The organism is Enterobacter cloacae complex sp. SHL021 (assembly GCF_049237765.1).
GTDB classification, from domain to species: Bacteria; Pseudomonadota; Gammaproteobacteria; order Enterobacterales; family Enterobacteriaceae; genus Enterobacter; species Enterobacter cloacae.
This window is the reverse complement of record NZ_JBMKJG010000006.1, coordinates 164,740-185,767: the sequence shown is the minus strand read 5'-3', so window position 1 is coordinate 185,767 and position 21,028 is coordinate 164,740. Positions and strand designations below refer to the sequence as shown.

Here is a 21,028-nt window from a genome sequence, read left to right as displayed (position 1 = left end):
TTTTGTCACTGAAAGGAAACGGGATAAGTGTTTGAATAATGGCAGAGGGCTGGCCTCTCCTGCCATTCCCACATCTCTACGTTTTATAGTTGCCTTCATGCCGGGTTCTTTGGCATGTTAACGGAACCTGACCTTTCAATTTTGTTCACGTGACGAGTTTGCGAGCACAGCGATGATTAAGTGGCCCTGGAAATCAAATGACGCTGGTCAACATGTGGCGCTGCCGTGGGATGACGCGCTGGCGATCCCCGTGCTGGCCAACCTCCAGCCGGATGAACAGTCAAAGCTCATTCAACTGGCGGATCGCTTTTTGCAGCAAAAGCGGCTGGTTCCGCTGCAGGGGTTTGAGCTGGATGCACTTAAAAGCGCACGTATCGCCCTGCTTTTCTGCCTGCCGGTGCTCGAACTGGGTATCGAGTGGCTGGATGGCTTCCACGAAGTGCTGATCTACCCCGCGCCGTTTATCGTTGATGACGAGTGGGAAGATGATATTGGCCTGGTGCATAACCAGCGCGTGGTGCAGTCCGGGCAAAGCTGGCAGCAAGGCCCCATCATCCTCAACTGGCTGGATATCCAGGACTCGTTCGACGCGTCCGGGTTTAACCTGATTGTTCACGAAGTGGCGCATAAGCTTGATACCCGCAACGGCGATCGCGCCAGCGGTGTTCCGCTGATCCCGCTGCGTGAAGTCGCCGGTTGGGAGCACGACCTGCATGCGGCGATGGAAAATATCCAGGATGAGATTGACCTTGTCGGGGAAAGCGCGGCCAGCATTGATGCCTATGCGGCAACCGATCCGGCCGAGTGTTTTGCGGTGCTGTCAGAGTATTTCTTTAGCGCCCCCGAGCTGTTCGCCCCGCGTTTCCCGGCCCTGTGGCAACGTTTTTGTCATTTTTATCAGCAGGATCCCTTGCAGCGTCTGCGCCAGAGTGAGGGTTCCGGCAGCACAGCCTCCCGACACGTCCACTAGGCCCCTGTTTCTGGGGTACGCTCAACCGACCGTATCCCTAAGCTCAAGGCTAAAAACAGCAGCGCCATTGCCCAGGCGGCCACGATTAAAAACGTTTCACCGAATGCGCGCGTCACCAGCGGCACCAGCAACGCGCTGACGCCGTAGCCCAGCGTATGGCTGGTGGCGATCACCCCCGCCCCTTTGCCTGTCGTTAACCTGTCGTTCAGCAGCAGCTGATAGCCGGGCGTTGCCATCGCCGCCCCCAGCGAGGTAATGACGATCCCCACATAGAACAGCGCCACATCCGCGAGACACATCACCCCAAGTCCGACCACCATCAACACCGCTGCCAGGCAAAGTAACGTCATCGGGCGAAAGTGCTGCGGACGCACCACCAGAAACTGGGCAGCGAGCGTTGCCAGCGCGGCCAGGCTCAGCAGCAGCGCAACGTGATGGCTGATTTGCGCCGCATTGCCGTCCAGCAACGGACTGAGATGGGGTGACAGACCAAGCTGCATCAGGCTCACCAGTGCGGCAAGCAACAGCGCCAGCATAAGATAAGGCAGCATTGATGCCTGCAGCCGCGTCGCCTGTTGCGCCACTGGCGGTAAAGGCGGATCGGCCACTTCACGCAGCACCATCAGCAGGGCGATAAACGGAGCCATAGCCATCAGCCACAGCGGTGCCACCGGGTTAACACTGAGCATCAGCGCTGCCAGCGGCGGCCCCAGCAGACGCCCGCAGCTGAGGCCCGAGCTTATCGTCGCCAGCGCGGCCATTCTTTTCTCCAGACCCGCACGTTGAATGGCCCATGTCTGAGCCGCCGGCACCAGACCAGAGACTGTCAGGCCGTACAGGGTGCGCGAGAGGATAAGCCCTGCCAGCCCCCAGGCGGCATTAAGCATCCCGTTCGCCATTGCCCAGACCACCAGCGCCATGACGAAGAAACTTGCCAGATAGCCACTCAGCGAGGCCAGCATCACGCTTTTGCAGCCGTGCCGCTCGCTCTGGCGTCCCCACCAGGGCGAAGCCGGTAAAAAGAGCATCGAACCGAACATCAACAGCCCCGCCCAAACGGAGAGCGATAGCCCGGTCATCGTGACCAGCTGCGGCAGCATGACCAGCAAACCGTTTTGCCCAATCCCCAGTAAACCGGCACACAACGCCAGGGGCCAGTTCGCTTTCGGGGTGAGATTGTCGGTCAGAGTGTCGGAAAGTGAGCGCATAGAATTGTGAACATAGTGTCAATAAATGTGTGGAAATCATGAAGTTTATGAAAACAAATATTGCAAAAATAGTTGCGACTGTAAACAGAATGAATATCATAACGAGAATTATTATCAGTCATGGAATGAGGTACATTTATGCGTACTCTGCCCCGCTCTGCCGGTACAGACGTTGCGGCCCAGTGCTTTTTAAACGCCCTGTTGCGCGAAACGAAGGACTGGCGCTATCTCCCCGCTACCGCTGCGGATGAGCTATCGCAGATCCATATCCCGCTCTCGCAAACCCAGGCCATCCGGGTTTCAGTACACTATTTCTCCCCAACCCAGCATCATCAGTATCGCTTCCCGGCAACACTCATCCAGACCGACAGCGACCGTAGTGACGCCGTCACTTTCCCTCAACTGGTTGATTTAATTCTTGAAAAACCTGCTGTAAAAGGCTCACTGGATGCCGATACGCTGGCGCGTTTTAAGCAGCGCGCCCTCGAAAGCCATGCCCATACCTGGCAGGCGATCGACTTGCGTCACCGCTGGGCAAACCTGCGCGACACGCCGCTGACGTTCGCCGAGGCGGAACAGGCGCTGCTGGTCGGCCACGCATTCCATCCGGCCCCGAAGTCACACGAGCCGTTTAACGAAACCGAAGCCCGCCGCTATTTGCCCGATTTCGCCTCCCGCTTTCCGCTGCGCTGGTTTGCCGTTGAGAGTGAACTGATCGCTGGCGAGAGCCTGAACGTCTCCCTGCGCGAACGTCTGCTGCGCTTCGCAGCCCAGAGCGCCCCTGAACTGCTCGGTCATTTCACCGACACCCGCTGGCTGCTGCCGATGCACCCGTGGCAGGCGGAGTACCTGCTCGGGCAGGACTGGTGCCAGCGACTGGTGGCGAAGGGAGCCTTGCAGGATCTGGGCGAAGCGGGCGCGCAGTGGCTGCCCACCAGCTCCTCCCGCTCGCTGTACTGCGAAACCAACAGCGACATGATTAAGTTTTCCCTGAGCGTGCGCCTGACCAACTCCGTGCGCACGCTGTCGGTGAAAGAGGTTAAGCGCGGGATGCGTCTGGCACGTCTGGCGAAAACGGCGCGCTGGCAGGAGCTCCAGGCGCGCTACCCCACGATGCGCGTGATGCAGGAAGACGGCTGGGCGGGTCTGCGTGACGAAAGCGGCGCCATTCAGGAAGAGAGCCTGATGGCGCTGCGCGTGAACCTGCTGTTTGATACGCCGGATACGCAAACCAACGTGCTGGTGAGCCTGACGCAGGCCGCGCCGGACGGCGGTGACAGCCTGCTGGCGGCTGCGGTCCGCCGTCTCAGCCAGCGTCTGGATCTCCCCCTCGCCCAGGCCGCGCGTTGCTGGCTGGACGCCTATTGCGACCGCGTTCTCCTTCCGCTGTTCAGCGCCGAAGCCGATTACGGTCTGGTCCTGCTGGCACATCAGCAAAACATTCTTGTGGAGATGCAGCAGGACTTCCCGGTCGGGCTTATCTACCGTGATTGCCAGGGCAGCGCCTGGACCGAAGGGGCCGACGCGTGGCTGAAAGAGGCAGGTGAAAGCGAGGTGGAAAACCGCTTCGGCGAGAGCCAGCTGCTGCGCTACTTCCCCTATTACCTGCTGCTGAACTCCACACTCGCCGTCACCGCCGCCCTCGCTGCCGCAGGTTTCGACAGCGAAGAGAGCCTGATGTCACGGGTGCGTGACGCGCTGGCCAGCCTGCGCCAGACCGCGAAGCAGACCCGCTGCCTCGACTACGTGCTCGACAGCCCGACCTGGAACTGTAAAGGCAACTTTTTCTGCTACCTGCACGATCGCAACGAAAACACGATTGCCGATCCGGCAGTGATCTATTTCGACTTTAGCAACCCGTTTTACAAGGAGAAGGCGTGATGGCTAACGCGAATATCGTCCATTCCGGCTACGGCTTTCGTTGCACCGCAACGGACACGTCCCTGCCGCTGACCTTAGGCCTCGACGGCAGCGCGGTGCTGGAGCGCCTGCGCGATATCCCGGACGGCTGGCTGGTCGAGGCGCTGGATCAGCTGTTTGTCGCCGCACCGGCACTGACCGGCATCACGTTGCCGTGGGCAGCCTGGCAGGATGAACCGCAGGCGCAGGCGTTATTCGCGCTTGCCAGTGGCGATTATCTGGCCCGTGAGACCTTCTGGCAGCTGCCGCTGTGGCTGCAGGGGGAGCGTCCGCAGAGCAGCGGTGGCATGCAGTTCGATGAGAGCCGTCAGCTTTACTTCCCGCTGCGCCCTCACCGTCCGCAAGGGGAAGTCTATCGCCGTTACGATGCACAAATTAAACGCACCCTGAGCTTCCGCGTGGCCGACGTGGCGCTGGACGGTGAGCGTTTTACCCAGTGGATGAACAACCCGCGCGTGAATGCGTTCTGGGAGATGGCCGGTCCTCAGGAAGAGCAGGAAAACTACCTGCGCCGTCAGCTCGACTCGACGTACTGCTACCCGGTTATCGGCTGCTTTGACGATCAGCCGTTCGGCTATTTTGAACTCTACTGGGCCGCAGAAGACCGTATCGGACGCCACTATCGCTGGCAGCCGTTTGACCGTGGGCTGCATATGCTGGTCGGCGAAGAGAACTGGCGCGGCGCGCAGTATATCCGTAGCTGGCTGCGCGGTCTGAGCCACTATCTGTGGCTGGATGAACCGCGCACGACGCGCATTGTCGCTGAGCCACGTTTCGACAATCAGCGCCTGTTCCGCCATCTGGCGTCTGCCGGTTTTGACACCGTTAAAGAGTTCGACTTCCCGCATAAACGTTCGCGCCTCATCATGAGCGAGCGTCACCGCTTCTTCAGCGAGGTGGGACTGTGAACGCACTCTGGCAAAAAGTGAACCGCGAGATGGTGGCGAAGACCCTCGCCGAGCTGGAATACGAACGCACCCTGAGCGCCGAGCCGCTGGCCGCTGACCGCTGGCAAATCACCATGGGCAGCGAAACATGGCAGTTTCGCGCCACGCGCGGCATCTGGGGCTGGTTACATATCGATCCCGCCAGTCTGACCACCGCCAGCGGAGCCGCCGTGGAAGCGGAAAGCGCGTTTCTGCAGCTGGCGACGGTGCTGGAGATGAGCGACGCACAAACGGCAGAGCATCTGGAAGATCTTTACGCCACGCTGCGGGGCGACATGCAGTTGCTGCAGGCGCGAGAGACGCTGGATGCCGACGCGCTTATTCATCTCGACCCGGACGAACTCCAGTGTCTGATGAGCGGCCATCCCAAGTTCATTTTTAACAAGGGACGCCGCGGCTGGGGGCTGGATGCGCTGCGCCAGTACGCGCCGGAATACCGTGGACGTTTTCGCCTGCACTGGGTTGCCGTGCAGCGCGAGCATCTGGTCTGGAGCAGCGATGTCGATTGCGATATCAACTCCCTGCTGGCCAGCACCATGGACAGTGCCGAGCGCGCGCGCTTTGACGCCCGCTGGCAGGCGCTGAAGCTTGACGACAGCTGGCTGCCGGTGCCGTTGCACCCGTGGCAGTGGCAGCAAAAAATTGCCGTCCATTTCCTGGCCCAGCTCGCGCGCGGTGAGATGGTAGAGCTGGGGGAATTTGGCGATGAGTATCTGGCCCAACAGTCCCTGCGCACGCTGACCAACGCCAGCCGCCGCGCGCCGTATGACATCAAGCTGCCGCTGACCATCTACAACACCTCCTGCTATCGCGGCATTCCGGGCAAGTACATTGCCGCCGGGCCGCTGGCTTCGCGTTGGTTACAGCAGCAGTTTGCCAGCGACGCCACTCTCACCCGCTCTGGCGCGCAGGTGCTTGGCGAACCCGCCGCCGGATATCTGGCGCATACCGGTTACGCCGCATTACCGAAAGCGCCCTATCGCTATCAGGAGATGCTGGGTGTGATCTGGCGCGAAAACCCGTCCTGCTATCTGCAGGACGGCGAGCAGGCGGTACTGATGGCGGCGCTAATGGAGACCGACAACGCCGGACGCCCGCTGATTGACGCGTGGATTGCCCATTCCGGATTAACTGCCGAAGCCTGGCTGGCAAAACTGTTCGATGCCACGGTGATCCCGTTCTATCACCTGCTCTGCCGCTACGGCGTGGCGCTCATCGCCCATGGCCAGAACGTAACCCTGGTGATGAAAGACTACGTGCCACAGCGCATTCTGCTGAAGGATTTCCAGGGTGATATGCGGCTGGTCGATGAAGATTTCCCGCAGGCGGAAAGCCTGCCGCAACAGGTGAAAGCCGTCACGGCGCGCCTGAGCGCGGAGTACATCATCCATGATCTGCAAACCGGCAACTTCGTGACGGTGCTGCGTTTTATCTCGCGTCTCACGCAGCAAAGCGGCGTCAGCGAAACCCGCTTCTACCAGATCCTGGCGCAGGTTTTGCGCCGTTATATGGCCGCACATCCGGATCTTGCAGAACGTTTCGCGAAGTTCGACCTGTTTAAGCCGCAGATCATTCGCGTGATCCTCAACCCGGTCAAACTCACCTTCTCCGAACACGACGGTGGCAGCCGCATGCTGCCTAACTACGTCTGCGATCTCGATAACCCCCTTTTTCTGGTCTCCCAGGAGTCAGCGCAATGAAAACGTATGATTTCATCGGCATTGGTATTGGCCCGTTTAACCTCAGCATCGCTGCCCTCGCAGAGGGACTGGACGGATTCAGTTCACTGTTTCTTGAACGTAAGCCGCATTTCTCCTGGCACCCGGGGATGATGGTGCCGGACTGCCACATGCAAACCAGCTTCCTGAAGGATCTGGTCAGCGCCGTGGAGCCGACCAACCGCCATAGCTTTCTGAACTACCTGGTACAGCGTAAAAAGTTCTACCGTTTTCTGACCACCGAGCAGCGCACTGTCTCCCGCGAGGAGTTTGCTGATTACCTGAGCTGGGCGGCGGAAAACCTCACCAACCTCGCCTTCAGCCAGCAGGTACAGCAGGTGAGTTTTGATGAGAAAAAGGGCCTGTTTGAGGTAGTAACCCAGCGCGATCGCTTCCTGGCACGCCACGTCTGCGTGGGGATTGGTAAACAGATCAACCTCCCCGACTGTGTGACCGCGCAGGATGACAGCTGCTTCCACGCCAGCGAGATGATGCTGCGCACGCCAGATTTGGCGGGCAAACGGGTGACCGTCGTTGGCGGCGGCCAGAGCGGTGCCGATCTGTTTTTGAATATCTTCCGCGGGGAGTGGGGTCAGCCGCTGAGCCTGAACTGGGTGTCGCGCCGCAACAACTACAACGCCCTGGATGAGGCCGCATTTGCCAACGAGTATTTCACACCGGAGTACGTGGACAGCTTTTCCACACTTGGTGAAGAGGCCCGTCGTCAGATGCTGCACGAGCAGAAGATGACCTCTGACGGTATCACCACCGAGTCCCTGCTGGCGATTTACCGCGCCATGTATCACCGCTTTGAAGTGCTGCGTGAAAAACCCTGGGCGCACCTGATGCCGTCCCGCTCGGTAACCGCACTCACGCGTCTGCAAAACGGGCAACGCCTGACGCTACAGCATCACCTCGACGGTGGCCGTGAACAGCTGGAGAGCGACGTGGTGATCTTTGCCACGGGCTACCGCGCCGCGCAGCCTGCGTTTCTGGCGCCACTCTCCCATCGTCTGCACCTGGATGCCGACGAAGCTTTTCACATCAACAACGATTTCACCCTTGAATGGGACGGCCCGCAGGGCAACCGCCTGTTTGCCGTGAATGCCGGGATGCACCGTCTCGGTATTGCCGAACCCCAGCTCAGCCTGATGGCCTGGCGCGCCGCGCGAATTCTCAATCGCGCGCACGATGACGAGCCGTTTGAGCTGGCTACTACCCCCGGCGTGATCCACTGGCGTAGCACCACCAGCACGGATAACAGCCAGGTTTTTAAATCATTAGCACAGACCACCGAGTACTGACACACACAATCAGGATCAACATAACAATGAAACGTTCTCATCTTTGGGTTTTAAATCCGTGCTTGCTTGCCATGCTTTCGACCTCTGCGTGGGCAGAAGAACAAAAGGAAGAAAATATCGTTGTCTCCGCCAGCCGCGCACACCGCAGCGTGGCGGAGATGGCGCAGACCACCTGGGTTATCGAGCGTGCGGAAATTGAGCAGCAGGTTCAGGGCGGGAAAGAGATTAAAGACGTGCTGGCGCAGCTGATCCCGGGCATGGACGTCAGCAGCCAGGGGCGCACCAACTACGGTATGAACCTGCGCGGTCGTTCAATGATGGTGATGGTGGACGGCGTGCGTCTGAACTCCTCCCGCAGCGACAGCCGTCAGCTTGACTCTATCGATCCGTTCAACATCGACCGTATCGAAGTGATTTCCGGCGCTACTTCACTGTACGGCGGCGGCAGTACCGGCGGCCTGGTGAACATCGTCACCAAAAAAGGTCAGCCGGAGACGGAAGTCGAATTCCAGACCGGGGCAAAAAGCGGGTTTAACAGCCACAACGACCACGATGAGAACGTGTCGGCGGCGGTCAGCGGCGGCAATGATAATGCGTCTGGTCGCCTGTCCGTTTCTTATCAGCGTTACGGCGGCTGGTATGACGGCAACGGCGACGAGGTGATTATCGATAACACCCAGACCGGGTTACAGTATTCTGACCGTATTGATGTGATGGGCACTGGCACCATCAATATTGACGATCATCAGCAGTTGCAGTTAACCACCCAGTACTACAAGAGCGAATCCGATGGCAAACACGGCCTGTACCTCGGGAAGAATTTCTCGGCGGTTACGGGTGATGCCACCGCGTATAACAAAAACAACCTGGATTCTGACCGTATTCCCGGTACCGAGCGCCATCTGATTAACCTGCAGTACTCTAATACCGATTTCTGGGGCCAGGACCTGGTCGCGCAGATCTACTATCGTGACGAGAGCCTGACCTACTACCCATTCCCGACCCTGAGCAAAGGGACGGTGACCAGCATCGGTGCCTCCCAGCAGAAAACCGATTTTTACGGCGGCAAGCTAACGCTGAACAGCAAGCCGGTGGATGATTTGACGCTCACCTGGGGTGTGGACGCCGACCATGAAACCTTCGACGCCAACCAGCAGTTCTTCGACCTGAGTAAAGCGGCAGCGAGCGGCGGTATGAAGCTGGACAATGCGTACAACGTGGGGCGTTATCCGGGTTACAGCATTACCAACCTCGCCCCGTTCCTGCAGGCGAGCTACGACATTGACGCCATCACCCTGAGCGGCGGCGTGCGTTACCAGTACACTGAAAACAAGGTGGATGATTTTGTTGGCTATGCCCAGCAGCAGGCCATCGCCACCGGGAAAGCCACCTCAGCAGACGCGGTGCCGGGCGGGAAGACCGATTACAACAACTTCCTGTTTAACGCCGGGATCCTTGGCCGCCTGACCGAACAGCAGCAGCTGTGGTTTAACTTCTCTCAGGGCTTTGAAATTCCGGACCTGGCGAAGTACTACGGCTCCGGCACCTATCAGCTTGTCGACGGGCACTATCGCCTGCTGAACAGCGTGAACGTTAACGACTCGACGCTGGACGGCATTAAAGTTAACGCTTACGAGCTGGGCTGGCGCTACACCGGCGATAACCTGCGCACGCAGGTTGCGGCGTACTACTCGCTCTCGGATAAAACCATCACCATCAACAAAACCGATATGACCATCAACCTTGAAGACGACAAGCGTCGTATCTACGGGGTGGAAGGTCAGGTGGACTATTTCTTCACCGACAGCGACTGGAGCACCGGCGCGAACTTTAACGCCATTAAGTCTGAAACCCGTGAAAACGGTAAATGGGAGAAGCTGACGGTAGACAGCGCCAGCCCGTCGAAAGCCAGCGCCTGGGTCAACTGGGCGCCGGGCGACTGGACCCTGCGCGTGCAGAGTACCCAGACCTTTGACGTCTCTGATGCCGACGGTAAGAAGATCGATGGCTATAACACGGTAGATTTCCTGGGCAGCTACGCCCTGCCGGTGGGTAAAGTGAGTTTCAGCGTGGAAAACGTGCTGGACAAAGACTACACCACCGCCTGGGGACAGCGCGCACCGGGGCTGTATAGCCCAACGTATGGCGCTCCGGGTCTGTATACCTATAAAGGCCGTGGCCGCACATTTGGTCTGAACTACTCCGTTCTGTTCTAAACAACTGCGCCGCCTGCCCGCGGGCGGCGCATCCTGCTGTGTAATTTCACCGCAAATTTGCTATAAAATCAGCGATTTGCTGAAATTGTCGGCAAACGATCAAAAAGGGTGTTTTCACCCTTTGACAAGGCGAACCGAGGTCGCTACTATGCGCCTCGTTCACACGATTCCTCTGTAGTTCAGTCGGTAGAACGGCGGACTGTTAATCCGTATGTCACTGGTTCGAGTCCAGTCAGAGGAGCCAAATTTGAAAAGCCTGCTTTTACAGCAGGCTTTTTGCTTTTTAGCTTCCCTGACGATTAACTCAAAATCGCATCCAGCCTGGCAAGCACCTCATTTACGACGGCGTCAGGCACGCGTTCCAGCCGTTTGCCGTTCCGGGCCACTATATCGATGGTTCTGGGCTGGTCGCAGCGAATAATGCCCATTGTTTTTGTCCCTGCTCCATCCAGTGAAACGGTGAAACCTGCTGTACGAGCAAAGTTACCGCCGCTGGTGACGGGAACCACTACCGGTAGCCGGGTCACCTTGTTAAACGATGCCTTCGATACGATGAGTACCGGACGTTTTCCACTTTGCTCGTGGCCAGCAATCGGATCCAGTGAAACAAGCCAGATTTCCCCTCGGTCCATTTACAGGATCTCCTGTCCTGTTGCAGGCGCATCAATCCATTCCCGATCCTCTTCGCTCATTTCAGCATGCGGATCGCACTGCGCCAGCAGCTCCTCCAGCGAATAATGTGGCCGTTTCTGGGGTTCAATTATCAGGCAGCCATTATCAATCGTCATTCCCACTTCGCTGTCTATCGACAGCTCCAGCGTCTTCAGCACGGCGGGAGGAACCGCCAGCATGATGGAACCGCCAACCTTTTTCAGGCGAGTTGTATACATAGAGCACCTCCGGATATTATATTTTAATATAACATCCACGACAGAATGTGCACAATTATTCATCAGGTTCATGGTGATTTCCTTTTCGTCATAAAGCGTGAAAAAAGCCGCAATCCACCGAAGGGCAGATCCGGCAGTTTTCAAAGGCTGCGTTGCCTATGAAACGGCAGCCATCCTTTTACATCAGGCGGTTCTTGCAAGGCTCGAAGCATTTTGTGGAAGCGCGAGCTTAGTTCGTGGCAAGAAGGCGAATAATAGAAAACCGTTTTTGCAGTTCAAAGGATTATTTCGATTCGGATAAACGTAATGCGGGGCAAGTTCCGGATCGGACCTTCTCTGAAGAAGTATCGGCGATAGCGCAAAGGTCAAATTAGTTCAGATGTGACACCCAGCAATTAGGCAAGAGGAAAAAGACGAACATGCGTTTACAGAGAACATATAAACTAATGTAACAATATGGAATCAAGAATAATCATAACGCTAGAAAATATATCATGCTCATTGATTTATAAAGAAAAATTAACCACAACCATTGCAATGTCATCCAAGAGGCGTAACATAACTTGTTGAAATATTAGTCGTCTAAAAGTCGAGATAGATGAGGTGATATGTGAATCCCCCTTTACTGCATTCCTATAATGCCGTTATCGAACATACGTTATACCAAGCAAAAAAATCCAGAACAACGAAACACATCGCTGGTTTTTGTCAGTTACAGGGGCCCACAGGGAGTGGGAAAACTAGCGCTCTCTATCGTTCTGGCTTCGCCGATAACGTACCTCCGGCGTTGGAGACAATAAAAAAATCAGGCTCTCAGGCCATTCTGGTTACCCATCGCTGGAATATACTCCACGACATTTACGAAAAAACAGTTTCGCACGAAGACAGCAATGGAAAACCATTTAACGTTAGTGTGCTTTATGCGCAGGATGAACAAATTGTTTCTGCAATCGAGGCTACGCCGCTACCTCATGAGAAAGATATTTCCGTAGATTCACTCCCGGATCCCTTTAACTCCATCAACGAACTTGAGGGAAAAAACTTGTTTGTCAACCCAGATATTGCAGACAAACTGCGTAAGAATTGCAGGAATATCCTTTATATCAATAAATCATTGAAAGCATACCCGGCACATTTACATGCATCTATTGCCAGTGAAAAAGAGGCGTTAATAAAGTCATGTGCGGCAGTTGAGATATCGTTAATTCAAAATATCAAACTGCTGGAAAAAGAAGCCATGAACCACAAAGAAAAATATGGTGAAGAACATGAACTCATGCAGGCCGCCAAGCAACGAGTTGATGACTTCCGCCGTGATGCCTGGGTCAGACGCATTCTGCCCGCCATCGCCTGGCGTGACGAAAAACAACACCTACTGATTATGACAACCCAAAAGCTGGTTTCATCATTTTACGACGGGCGGCGCAGAGTACGAATGTCCAGCAAAGAGCTGCGCAATTATGTCATTTTTATTGATGAATTCGATTATCAGGCTGAGGTGCTACAGGAATATCTGGCGCAAGCTCAATGGGTTCAGGAGCCGCCTGAATGCTTGGGACAGTTACTAGAGGGGGGACGCAGATTACTGCAACGTATGCAATATGTTGAAACAGCACCTGCACCGATGCTCCGCGAACGTCTTGGGACATTTCTTAACGAACTAGATAACGCCTTAAAAGGAAAAAAAATTGATTTAACACATGCCAGATCGCTAGTAATTCCTCTGCAACAATATCTGGATAAAAAACCCTTCGGTGAACATTATTTATTTCGCTCCGATCAACTGGTAACCAGCGAGCGCCTTATCATGCGACAGGCCGAACATGGCTACGAAATTATCACCCCAGATTCCTCATTTAAGGATAACGATCAGGTTATCGACATCAGTGATTTTTTGCGCCTGATGGAAAAGTTTATTCGAAAGTTCAGTCTGATGTTAACGGACCTGACAGCCAGCGAAGATGAAACGTATGAATACATCAAAAAGTTAACCCGACTTCTTTTCGACCCAGTTAACGACTACAGACCGTCATATTATGGTTCAACCCTGCCAAATATGTCTCGATTTTTGTTACCACGTACCGATCTGCCTGAACTGCGTGAACTAAGAAAAAGTAATATTTTGCCCAATACACATGCCAGTATTTTTGGGTTAACTAACTGGTTGCTGAAACAAAATGTAGTGGATACCGATATTGATCCATTACGAATACAGATTAAGCGTGCGTTCTTACCAACAACAGCAGAAGGTTTACTATTGTCGCTAGCCAGCCGTAATCTCGTTTTTGCACTGTCGGCTACATCTTATATTGAAAGAGCCTGTAACCACTTTGATGTTCGGTGGTTAAACTCAGCCTTACGCTATATTGCAGAAGCACGTAACCCTAAAGTTAAGGAAAGCTTTCTAGGAACTACTTTTAAAAACCGACCTGATTCCTGGTTTAAAGAACCGATTCCTTACGTTCAGACTGATGATGACCTTCAGTTACAAAATACCGCGATTGAAGTGATCAATAGCAGCAAGGAAAGCATCAGAAAGACACAACTGAATATTGAGATCCATGATTTTAATAAAACAAAGAACAGCCCGCATTCAGCCGATCTTCTCGCCTCTCTGCCCCCCGATTTTTTCCAGAATGATGATGAACCTTCCACAGATTTCGAATCAGAGTATCGGCAGAGTATTCTATTTAAACTTCTGGATGTGCTGGAGCTTGCAGGAGAAAGGCCTCAGCACCGAGGGCATCTGGCTTTTGTTAATTCCATATCTTATTTAAGAAAATGGCTAACCACTGCAATAGCGACACAAAGCAGAGAATGCCTCACATGGTTAAAGCTTGATCCGCCTTTATCCGACAATCTTCTGCTAAGGAATTTTACGGATGTATTTATCCCGTTGACTATACATAACGAGCCCGCGCTAATCTGTCTGTTAACCGCAGAATGTCAGAAAAAAAAGGGCTTCAGTGATGCCTATCAGGCGGCATTTGCTTCCCGACGTATTGTTATTGTGCTGACACAAACTGCCTCTTCTACTAACGGTATAAATTTAGATTTCAACCTGCCTGAATCCGGCAAAAGTATGGATTTGACCTGTTTATACTTATTGGAATCACGTCATTTTTACTTTTCCGCTTTCCAGACCAGTGCTGGTAGCAATGATAATATGGCACATGCAGGCTTCCAGTTACGCAATCTGGAAAAACTACTACGTGCAGGTGAAATTTCACGTAAACAGCATCAGCGCTTCATCCTGCCATTGATGTTGAACAGAAAGAGCGATATCTCCCGATTAAACGGAGAGTATAAAAGAACCAGCGATTATATAAAAAATACGGCAGCCAATGTTCAACAGCAGGTTGGTCGTATTGAGCGAGCTTGGTGCGAAGTACCCAACGCTGAGATTCACCTTGATCCTGAACTAGCAAAAGACCTGTCCCGCTTTGCTTCATTGCCTATCTATACATCAAATCGTCGACAGCTTTCGGCACTCAATCGTCAATTACTGGATACGCTTCGAGAACGTGATGAACTGACACAGAATAATTTCTTCAGCCAGCTCATGACGCCGACACAGACTGGAAAACTAGCATTGAATTATATCGATCAACGACTAGTTCCGGCTATTCGGTTGTTACGGGAACAATCAACACCAAGAGATGACATCCTATTACTCTGGCGGCAACTCGGTAAAGCAGTGCTTCAACATGATTTAGCTTGGAAACCTGGAAAAAACGCTATTGACATTAATCTTGAATTATATAAATGGGCTTGCTTTGAAAAACCGAAATTAGCTAATACTGACGGCAAAATCTGGTACTCCCCACAGACATGGCAGTTTTTTGACAAAGCAGCAGAAGGACGGCGCCAATACAACCCTCAGAAACTATACCAGTATATCCAACGTCATCCTGTCATTACTGACTGGTTCAACCGTAAGGGTTACAGAACGTCCATTATGCCCTTCGCGAACGATTTGGAAGAGCGTTACGCATTCCACCCATTAGTTATACAACGCCTTCTGATGGGACGTCTGGGAGAAGAAGCTATTCGGGCACTTCTTTATTCAGAGGGCATCATTACCAGCAGCAAAGTGAGCAATCACCGGCTTTTTGAGCAGTATGATTTCAGCATAAAAAATTCTGATTATCGTGTGGATGCTAAGTTTTGGAGACAAGATACTCTCGATAAGGCAGATGAAGAATATCAACAATGGTTGGTGTCTGGCGCAAATCAAGAGCATACCCCTCTGGGTCTGAGTAAAAAACTGGCACAAATTCGCGCTATCGAGGGTAATAAAACCAAATTGGTTATCGCCAACTTTGTTGCTCCACATGCTGACAGTCAATTACTGGGTTTCTCTCACCAGTTGACCCCTGTTCAAAATCCTTATGATGCAGACATTCTGGTTCTCGGCGGATGTGTGACCCCGGACACCATTTCAGTGGAAACACCCGGGTTCGGGCAACTCAAAAAAATCATTAATCAAAATATTATGGAAAGAGTATAACATCATGGCGAAACGTAATGACGAAATAATCCGTTCTCTCCCCCTTTCACACATGATTTACCGGGACAACGAGATCGATCGGGAGAAAGCTGAAAAACTGGTTGTCTACCATTATCCATTAAGTAAAAACTATCGCTGGAAAGAATGGCAAACCCAAATTGATGATGAGTTAGGTAGACGTTATTACCCTTATTTGATGAAGTCTCATAAAGATCAATTTGGGCTATACGTTGCTTTGGACTCAGAGCAAGACAATCCACCAATAATAAAAAATGGTGATGGGATTATTGTTGAGCCAACGCGTGTCCATTACGAGGCTATGCTGAATCCAGTATGGATCCGGCTTATCATGCGTAAAGTCTCCGCCTTTGGTTCGCATTGCAAAGGTAGCCATACACTGGGATGCCCATTACTACAGACTGACGTCTGGAAAAGTAAGAATAGTTGCGGTATCAATGCAATTAGTCTGGATTGTCGTACTCAACAAAGAAGCGATAAAAATATAACTGAGGTTATATTATTTCATAAAAATGTCCCACTACGTCCAGTCGATATAAAAAACGAATTATTTAATATTCATCAACCATTATGGATATATGATAAAAATAATGTTCTTGTCCGCTGGAAAGCGGAGAAAACGACAAAACCTATATCTCAGATTTACCGGGAAGTAGCCAAAAATAAAGATAAACGCAAGCTACGCCCTTTTCTCGACCTTTCGTCCTCAACCTCACTCAAAAACAGCTGGCCTTGGATCCTTCAGCCCGTTCAAAATGAATTTATCGAGCAAGCGAGAAAATTTGGTTTCGGTTTATCCCGAGTAGTACTTAAGTTACGTCCTTTACCGCTTAAAACAAAATTCAAAGCAACTGACAAGGCTAAATTCCCAAGTGTACAGCTTGACAAAGAGATAAAGGTTCTAGATCTACGTCTTTCGAAAAATGTATCCCCGCAATATATTGTTAATAACATTCAGTCGCTGCTGAATGAAAAATATCCTGATGCACGCATGTCATTACTACCTGATATAGAACCAGATCAGATTGTCAACATGGAAATTGATGGATCACAGTGTCTCCTTGTTTTGCTGGATCAGACTCCGGGTATCATTGACGATCGCTATCCATTGACACAGACATTAAGAACAAAAGCTGCCTGCCAGCATATTAATGTTAATCCATTTGATCTTACAGGCGACCCAATCCAAGATAACTTAATAATAGAACAGTCTACCCCTGACGGTGACACAAGGCTTATTCCTGTCACAGATTCTCGTTACTATGATTATAATATCAGTGATTTTGAGAAAAAATCTTTTCAAGAATCTTTGGCACGTAATGTTGAAATTGTATATAAAGAGTTAGCCTTGAAGCATTTGCTGCTATGCAATGAGACAAAAATTAGTGTGACACTTCCGCAACAGAAGGATCTACTCACTAACAATCTCGCTGTAATCACTAATGGTTGTTTGTTCACTGTTAAACAAGACCGCCCCATAATATTACCTTTTCATCCAGCAATGCCAGATGCTATTTCAGCCTGTGATGATATACTCCGTTCATTTGATACCTCAGTAACAGCATTACTCACTTTGCTTAACGAAAAATGGCCTTACCATTATCGCCCCCAAGATATTACACAAGGGATTTGGAATGAAGCAGAGAAGTTGACCCGATTTATTAATCGGTTGACGGTGATAATTCACAAAACGGAAGAAGTGACTATTGTCCTTCAGGATCCACAATATGGATCACCTCATATGCTTCCGGAGAAATTAAACGATTTAATGACTATTCTGGATTCTCAACGGCAACAACTCCCTCTTAATCAATGGTTATTACCAGAAATCGATGAATTGACGTTTCATATAGATCAACTTACTGAAGAAGGTGAACTATCCGATACAAATAAAAATACGTTACTTCGCGAATTAGAGTTTTTGAGTGACCTATGGCAATGTGCTTTAAGGAAATATTATTCAGATAATGAACTTAATGTTACTTATGATACTTTAAAAAAATATGTTTTTCCCAATGGTCTGAGAAGAAGAATACGCTTATGGTTGGAGTTGTTCAAAAACCAGTAAAAAGAGCAAGCACATCGTTAATAGCATCATGGAATAAATTATTATCACGCGTCTTTGATTTACCATTAGGTGATCCTCGAAACTGGCTCAAGAACGTACCGGGTATTACACGACTTTGGCATGACCCAGAGCAAAATTACGTCATTGTTGGTAGCCTTTCCTCCCCTCAACCTATTATTCAGCGTCAGCCTAGTATTCGCCAATGGCATGCAGTGCAGGGCGAACTTAATTACGAACTTCTTGCCGGACTGGTTGATGTTGATTGGGTCAGAATGAATCAACTAGCGGGCAATCCTTGTGTAGCTACGCTTGTGCGTCGGTGGAAGGAATGTCAGGTTCAGATGGATGATGTGCGTGATGTGTCGCTGACAGAGTAAAGTTTCAATGCCTCAGGTAATAATATTGAACCTGAGGTATTTGTGGACAATCTAGAAAAATGAAGAACATATGAAATGTAATAATATCAGCTTTGTCATTAACCTAGACATAGATTGATTTAAGTTTAGCTTACCAATCAGCCAATTAATGACTAAGTGCTCCCAGTCAGACGTGCCTAATTTGAAAAGTCTGCTTTTGAAGCAGACTTTTTTATTTTCATTTTCTCTTCCAGATCATAAGAATTTTGGGATCAAGTAAGTTCTATGGCAGAGAGCACCTTAATGTCCCTTAACGCAAAAAAATAAAACAGTTGGTACCATCCACAAAATCCTTCTAATATAGTTCTGACGCCACTCACTCATACTGGTCAAACGCGCCTCATGGCTTCATAACGATGCGGCCAAGCGGTTTCGCTGTCTCAGCGTATTCATGGGCCGCGGCTGCATTAGCCAGTGGGAAGATGCGATCAATGACAACCCTGATGCGCCCTGCCGCTACAGCCTGCAACATGTTGTCCACGCTTGTCCGAACGCCGGGTCTTTCAAAAAGGGGCCCCATGAATACCCCCATAAGTGTCTGGTTAGACTGCATTGGCGGCCATAAGTCTACAGTCAGATTGCCACCGCCCGCATTACCGACGAAGACGAGACGTCCTTCCGACGCGAGTGCAGAAAGCGAGGCAGGCAACGTCGTCCCCACCGGATCGATGACGAGGTCAACACCGGTGCCATGAGTGTACTGTCGGACACTGTCCACAACGTTATTTTTTGCACGATCGACGACGTAATGGGCACCCAGTTCATGCAAACGGCTTATTCGCTCAGTTCCGCTTGCCACGGCGATGACCGTTGCGCCTGCTTGTGAGGCAAGCTGAACGGCCGCCAGCCCCACGCCACCCGCTGCTGCCTGAATCAGAACAGTTTCTCCGTGCCGGAGCATGCCACGTGTGAAAAGGCAATGATGCGCGGTTGCAAAAGAAATCGGTACCGCCGCCGCTTCTGCCATATCCACCCCGTCGGGTATAAGCCAGGTTCGTTCCTCAGGTACAGCCCAACGTTCCGCATGCGATCCCTGCATGCTAAAAGCCGTCACTCTGTCCCCAACTCGGCGGTTACGGACTTTCGAACCGACGACAACCACTGTGCCCGCGGCCGCGTAGCCGACAATCCATGAAGGAAGAGGCGGCGGAGTTGAACGGCGGTTGATCAGATCGCCACCTTCTATCGAAATGGCCTCGACAGAAATCAGGATCTCGTCAGGCCCCGCAACCGGATCCGGAACATCAACATATTTCAGAACACCGGGAGCACCTTCTACGTCATAAATCGCTGCTTTCATTATTTTTCCTCTGTCTTGTCTTTCGACTGGCGGAAAGCCCCTACCGCTCAGGGCAGCCTGGCAATCACCTTAATCTCAAACTGGAATCCGTACAGCCACGTAACGCCGATCCCGGTCAACGTTGGGTAAGGCGCTTCTCCCCAATATTCTGGCAGGATACTCCAGATAGCGTCGAGGTTTGACTCGGGATCGACGACAAAAAGGGTAACGTCAACCACGTCATCGAACGTGCAGCCCGCAGCCGCGAGGACAGCATTAAGATTATTGAATGCCAGCCTGACCTGCGCTTTCAGATCGGGCTCAGGCGAACCATCCTCACGGCTACCAACCTGCCCCGAAACAAACAGGAAACCGTTAGATTTGATGGCCGGTGAATAGCGATTGCGCTCATAGAGCGCCTGGCGTCCTGAGGGAAAAACTGCTTCGCGTGCTGTCATATTTACACCTTTGCAATGGGGCGAAATCTGCCCAATGAGCTTAAAGACACTTTACAGGTGCAGGATCGGGCGGATAAACAAGCGACTTTGTCCATCATTGTTTGTAATATCCAAACAATCGGTGAAAAGAGAGGATAAGGAATGGATCGTTTCGATGCGATGCGCGCCTTTGCTCGCGTGGTAGAGGCAGGTAGCTTCACAAAGGCTGCCCAAACGCTTCATATGAGCAAAACCACGGTGACGCAGCTTATTCAGCAGCTGGAAGCGCGCCTGCGCGTCAGATTGCTCCATCGCACCACCCGCAAACTCAGCGTCACTCCCGATGGCGCGGTCTACTACGAACGCGTCATCCGCCTGCTGGCGGACATGGAAGATGCTGAAAACAGTCTGTCCAGTGCGGCAATTACGCCCAGGGGACGGCTACGGGTGGATGTGCCCAGTCCGCTGGCCCGCCTCATCCTGGTGCCGGCGCTACCGGCTTTCCACGCACGCTACCCTGACATTCAGTTCAACATGGGTGTGAGCGACCGGGTGGTGGACCTGATTGGCGACAACGTGGATTGCGTGCTGCGCGGCGGCGAGATCACCGATCAGTCCCTGATTGCACGCCATGTCGGAGATTTGCAAATCGGCGTCTACGCCGCCCCCAATTATCTGGAACGCCTTGGCCCCCCTTCGCACCCGCGAGAGCTGGAAAACACCGACCATCGCATCGTAGGGTTCTTGTCCTCACGCACCGGTAAGATTGATCCTCTGGTACTGCGCAGTGAGAGTGAACGTATTGAAATCACGGGCAGCTATGTACTGGCCGTGGATGATGGCAATGCTTACCTCGAAGCCGGGTTAGCGGGATTAGGAGTGATCGCACTGCCAGTCTATATGGCGGCAGCGCATCAGGCTCGTGGTGCCCTGATTCCGCTTTTTGAACACTGGCGTATTGCTCCAATGCCCCTGTACCTGGCGTTTCCGCCGAACCGCCATGTCAACGCCAGACTGCGCGTTTTTATAGACTGGATCGTTGAATTGATACAGCAGCATGTCCCCAACGCCAACATAGCCGTAAAGCTATAGCAGCGATTATCCTGAGAGAACGTGTATGATCCATG

At 52.2% G+C, this 21,028-nt stretch carries 15 protein-coding genes and 1 tRNA gene; 11 read left to right on the top strand and 5 right to left on the bottom strand.

What is annotated here, in order from left to right:
* Positions 1-172: 172 nt before the first annotated feature.
* On the top strand, positions 173-970 hold the full coding sequence (gene mtfA, locus ACOTZF_RS08150) for a DgsA anti-repressor MtfA (RefSeq protein ID WP_029881844.1): 798 nt from the start codon (positions 173-175) through the stop codon (positions 968-970).
* Here the strand turns inward: mtfA and ACOTZF_RS08145 are convergent.
* Positions 967-2,178, bottom strand: coding sequence for an MFS transporter (locus ACOTZF_RS08145; protein WP_129252270.1), 1,212 nt, complete (start codon positions 2,176-2,178; stop codon positions 967-969). The genes mtfA and ACOTZF_RS08145 overlap by 4 nt on opposite strands.
* Before the next feature lie 138 nt (positions 2,179-2,316).
* Between ACOTZF_RS08145 and ACOTZF_RS08140 the strand changes: the two genes are divergently transcribed.
* The 6 genes from ACOTZF_RS08140 to ACOTZF_RS08115 all read left to right on the top strand — a co-directional run bounded on the left by ACOTZF_RS08140 (position 2,317) and on the right by ACOTZF_RS08115 (position 10,527).
* On the top strand, positions 2,317-4,059 hold the full coding sequence (locus ACOTZF_RS08140; protein ID WP_062728836.1) for an IucA/IucC family protein: 1,743 nt from the start codon (positions 2,317-2,319) through the stop codon (positions 4,057-4,059).
* Entirely contained in the window at positions 4,059-5,006 is a 948-nt protein-coding gene (locus ACOTZF_RS08135; RefSeq protein ID WP_020687581.1) for a GNAT family N-acetyltransferase, read from the top strand. The genes ACOTZF_RS08140 and ACOTZF_RS08135 overlap by 1 nt, the downstream gene beginning before the upstream one ends.
* Positions 5,003-6,745, top strand: a complete 1,743-nt coding sequence (iucC, locus tag ACOTZF_RS08130) for an IucA/IucC family protein (protein ID WP_129252268.1) — start codon at positions 5,003-5,005, stop codon at positions 6,743-6,745. The genes ACOTZF_RS08135 and iucC overlap by 4 nt, the downstream gene beginning before the upstream one ends.
* Positions 6,742-8,067: a lysine N(6)-hydroxylase/L-ornithine N(5)-oxygenase family protein gene (locus ACOTZF_RS08125; protein WP_129318168.1), complete on the top strand. Its 1,326-nt coding sequence runs from the start codon at positions 6,742-6,744 to the stop codon at positions 8,065-8,067. The genes iucC and ACOTZF_RS08125 overlap by 4 nt, the downstream gene beginning before the upstream one ends.
* A 26-nt stretch (positions 8,068-8,093) precedes the next feature.
* Positions 8,094-10,283: a TonB-dependent siderophore receptor gene (locus ACOTZF_RS08120; RefSeq protein WP_013097826.1), complete on the top strand. Its 2,190-nt coding sequence runs from the start codon at positions 8,094-8,096 to the stop codon at positions 10,281-10,283.
* Positions 10,284-10,451: 168 nt separating this feature from the next.
* Positions 10,452-10,527 (top strand) — tRNA-Asn (locus tag ACOTZF_RS08115).
* Positions 10,528-10,582: 55 nt separating this feature from the next.
* On the opposite strand, the gene ACOTZF_RS08110 is transcribed toward ACOTZF_RS08115, so the two are convergent.
* The gene (locus ACOTZF_RS08110; RefSeq protein ID WP_129252264.1) at positions 10,583-10,915 is read right to left on the bottom strand and encodes a type II toxin-antitoxin system PemK/MazF family toxin; all 333 of its coding nucleotides are present in this window, start codon (positions 10,913-10,915) and stop codon (positions 10,583-10,585) included.
* Entirely contained in the window at positions 10,916-11,173 is a 258-nt protein-coding gene (locus ACOTZF_RS08105; RefSeq protein WP_129252261.1) for an AbrB/MazE/SpoVT family DNA-binding domain-containing protein, read from the bottom strand.
* Positions 11,174-11,783: 610 nt separating this feature from the next.
* Here ACOTZF_RS08105 and ACOTZF_RS08100 point away from each other — a divergent pair.
* Genes ACOTZF_RS08100 through ACOTZF_RS08090 form a run of 3 tightly spaced genes read left to right on the top strand, consistent with a single transcriptional unit; the run spans position 11,784 to position 18,146 of the window.
* Positions 11,784-15,683 carry a hypothetical protein gene (locus ACOTZF_RS08100; RefSeq protein WP_348563227.1) on the top strand — a complete coding sequence of 1,300 codons (3,900 nt, stop codon included), beginning with the start codon at positions 11,784-11,786 and terminating at the stop codon, positions 15,681-15,683.
* 4 nt (positions 15,684-15,687) lie between these two features.
* Positions 15,688-17,769: a hypothetical protein gene (locus tag ACOTZF_RS08095; RefSeq protein ID WP_241692357.1), complete on the top strand. Its 2,082-nt coding sequence runs from the start codon at positions 15,688-15,690 to the stop codon at positions 17,767-17,769.
* Entirely contained in the window at positions 17,742-18,146 is a 405-nt protein-coding gene (locus ACOTZF_RS08090; protein ID WP_241692356.1) for a hypothetical protein, read from the top strand. Before ACOTZF_RS08095 ends, ACOTZF_RS08090 begins: the two co-directional genes overlap by 28 nt.
* Before the next feature lie 379 nt (positions 18,147-18,525).
* Here the strand turns inward: ACOTZF_RS08090 and ACOTZF_RS08085 are convergent, their stop codons facing one another.
* Positions 18,526-19,485, bottom strand: coding sequence for a quinone oxidoreductase family protein (locus ACOTZF_RS08085; RefSeq protein ID WP_038979636.1), 960 nt, complete (start codon positions 19,483-19,485; stop codon positions 18,526-18,528).
* A 47-nt stretch (positions 19,486-19,532) separates the two neighbouring features.
* Positions 19,533-19,922 (bottom strand): RidA family protein, encoded by a 390-nt coding sequence (locus ACOTZF_RS08080; protein ID WP_013097827.1) that lies wholly within the window; start codon positions 19,920-19,922, stop codon positions 19,533-19,535.
* A gap of 141 nt (positions 19,923-20,063) precedes the next feature.
* Between ACOTZF_RS08080 and ACOTZF_RS08075 the strand changes: the two genes are divergently transcribed.
* Positions 20,064-20,993, top strand: a complete 930-nt coding sequence (locus ACOTZF_RS08075; protein ID WP_038979634.1) for a LysR family transcriptional regulator — start codon at positions 20,064-20,066, stop codon at positions 20,991-20,993.
* Positions 20,994-21,028: the final 35 nt, after the last annotated feature.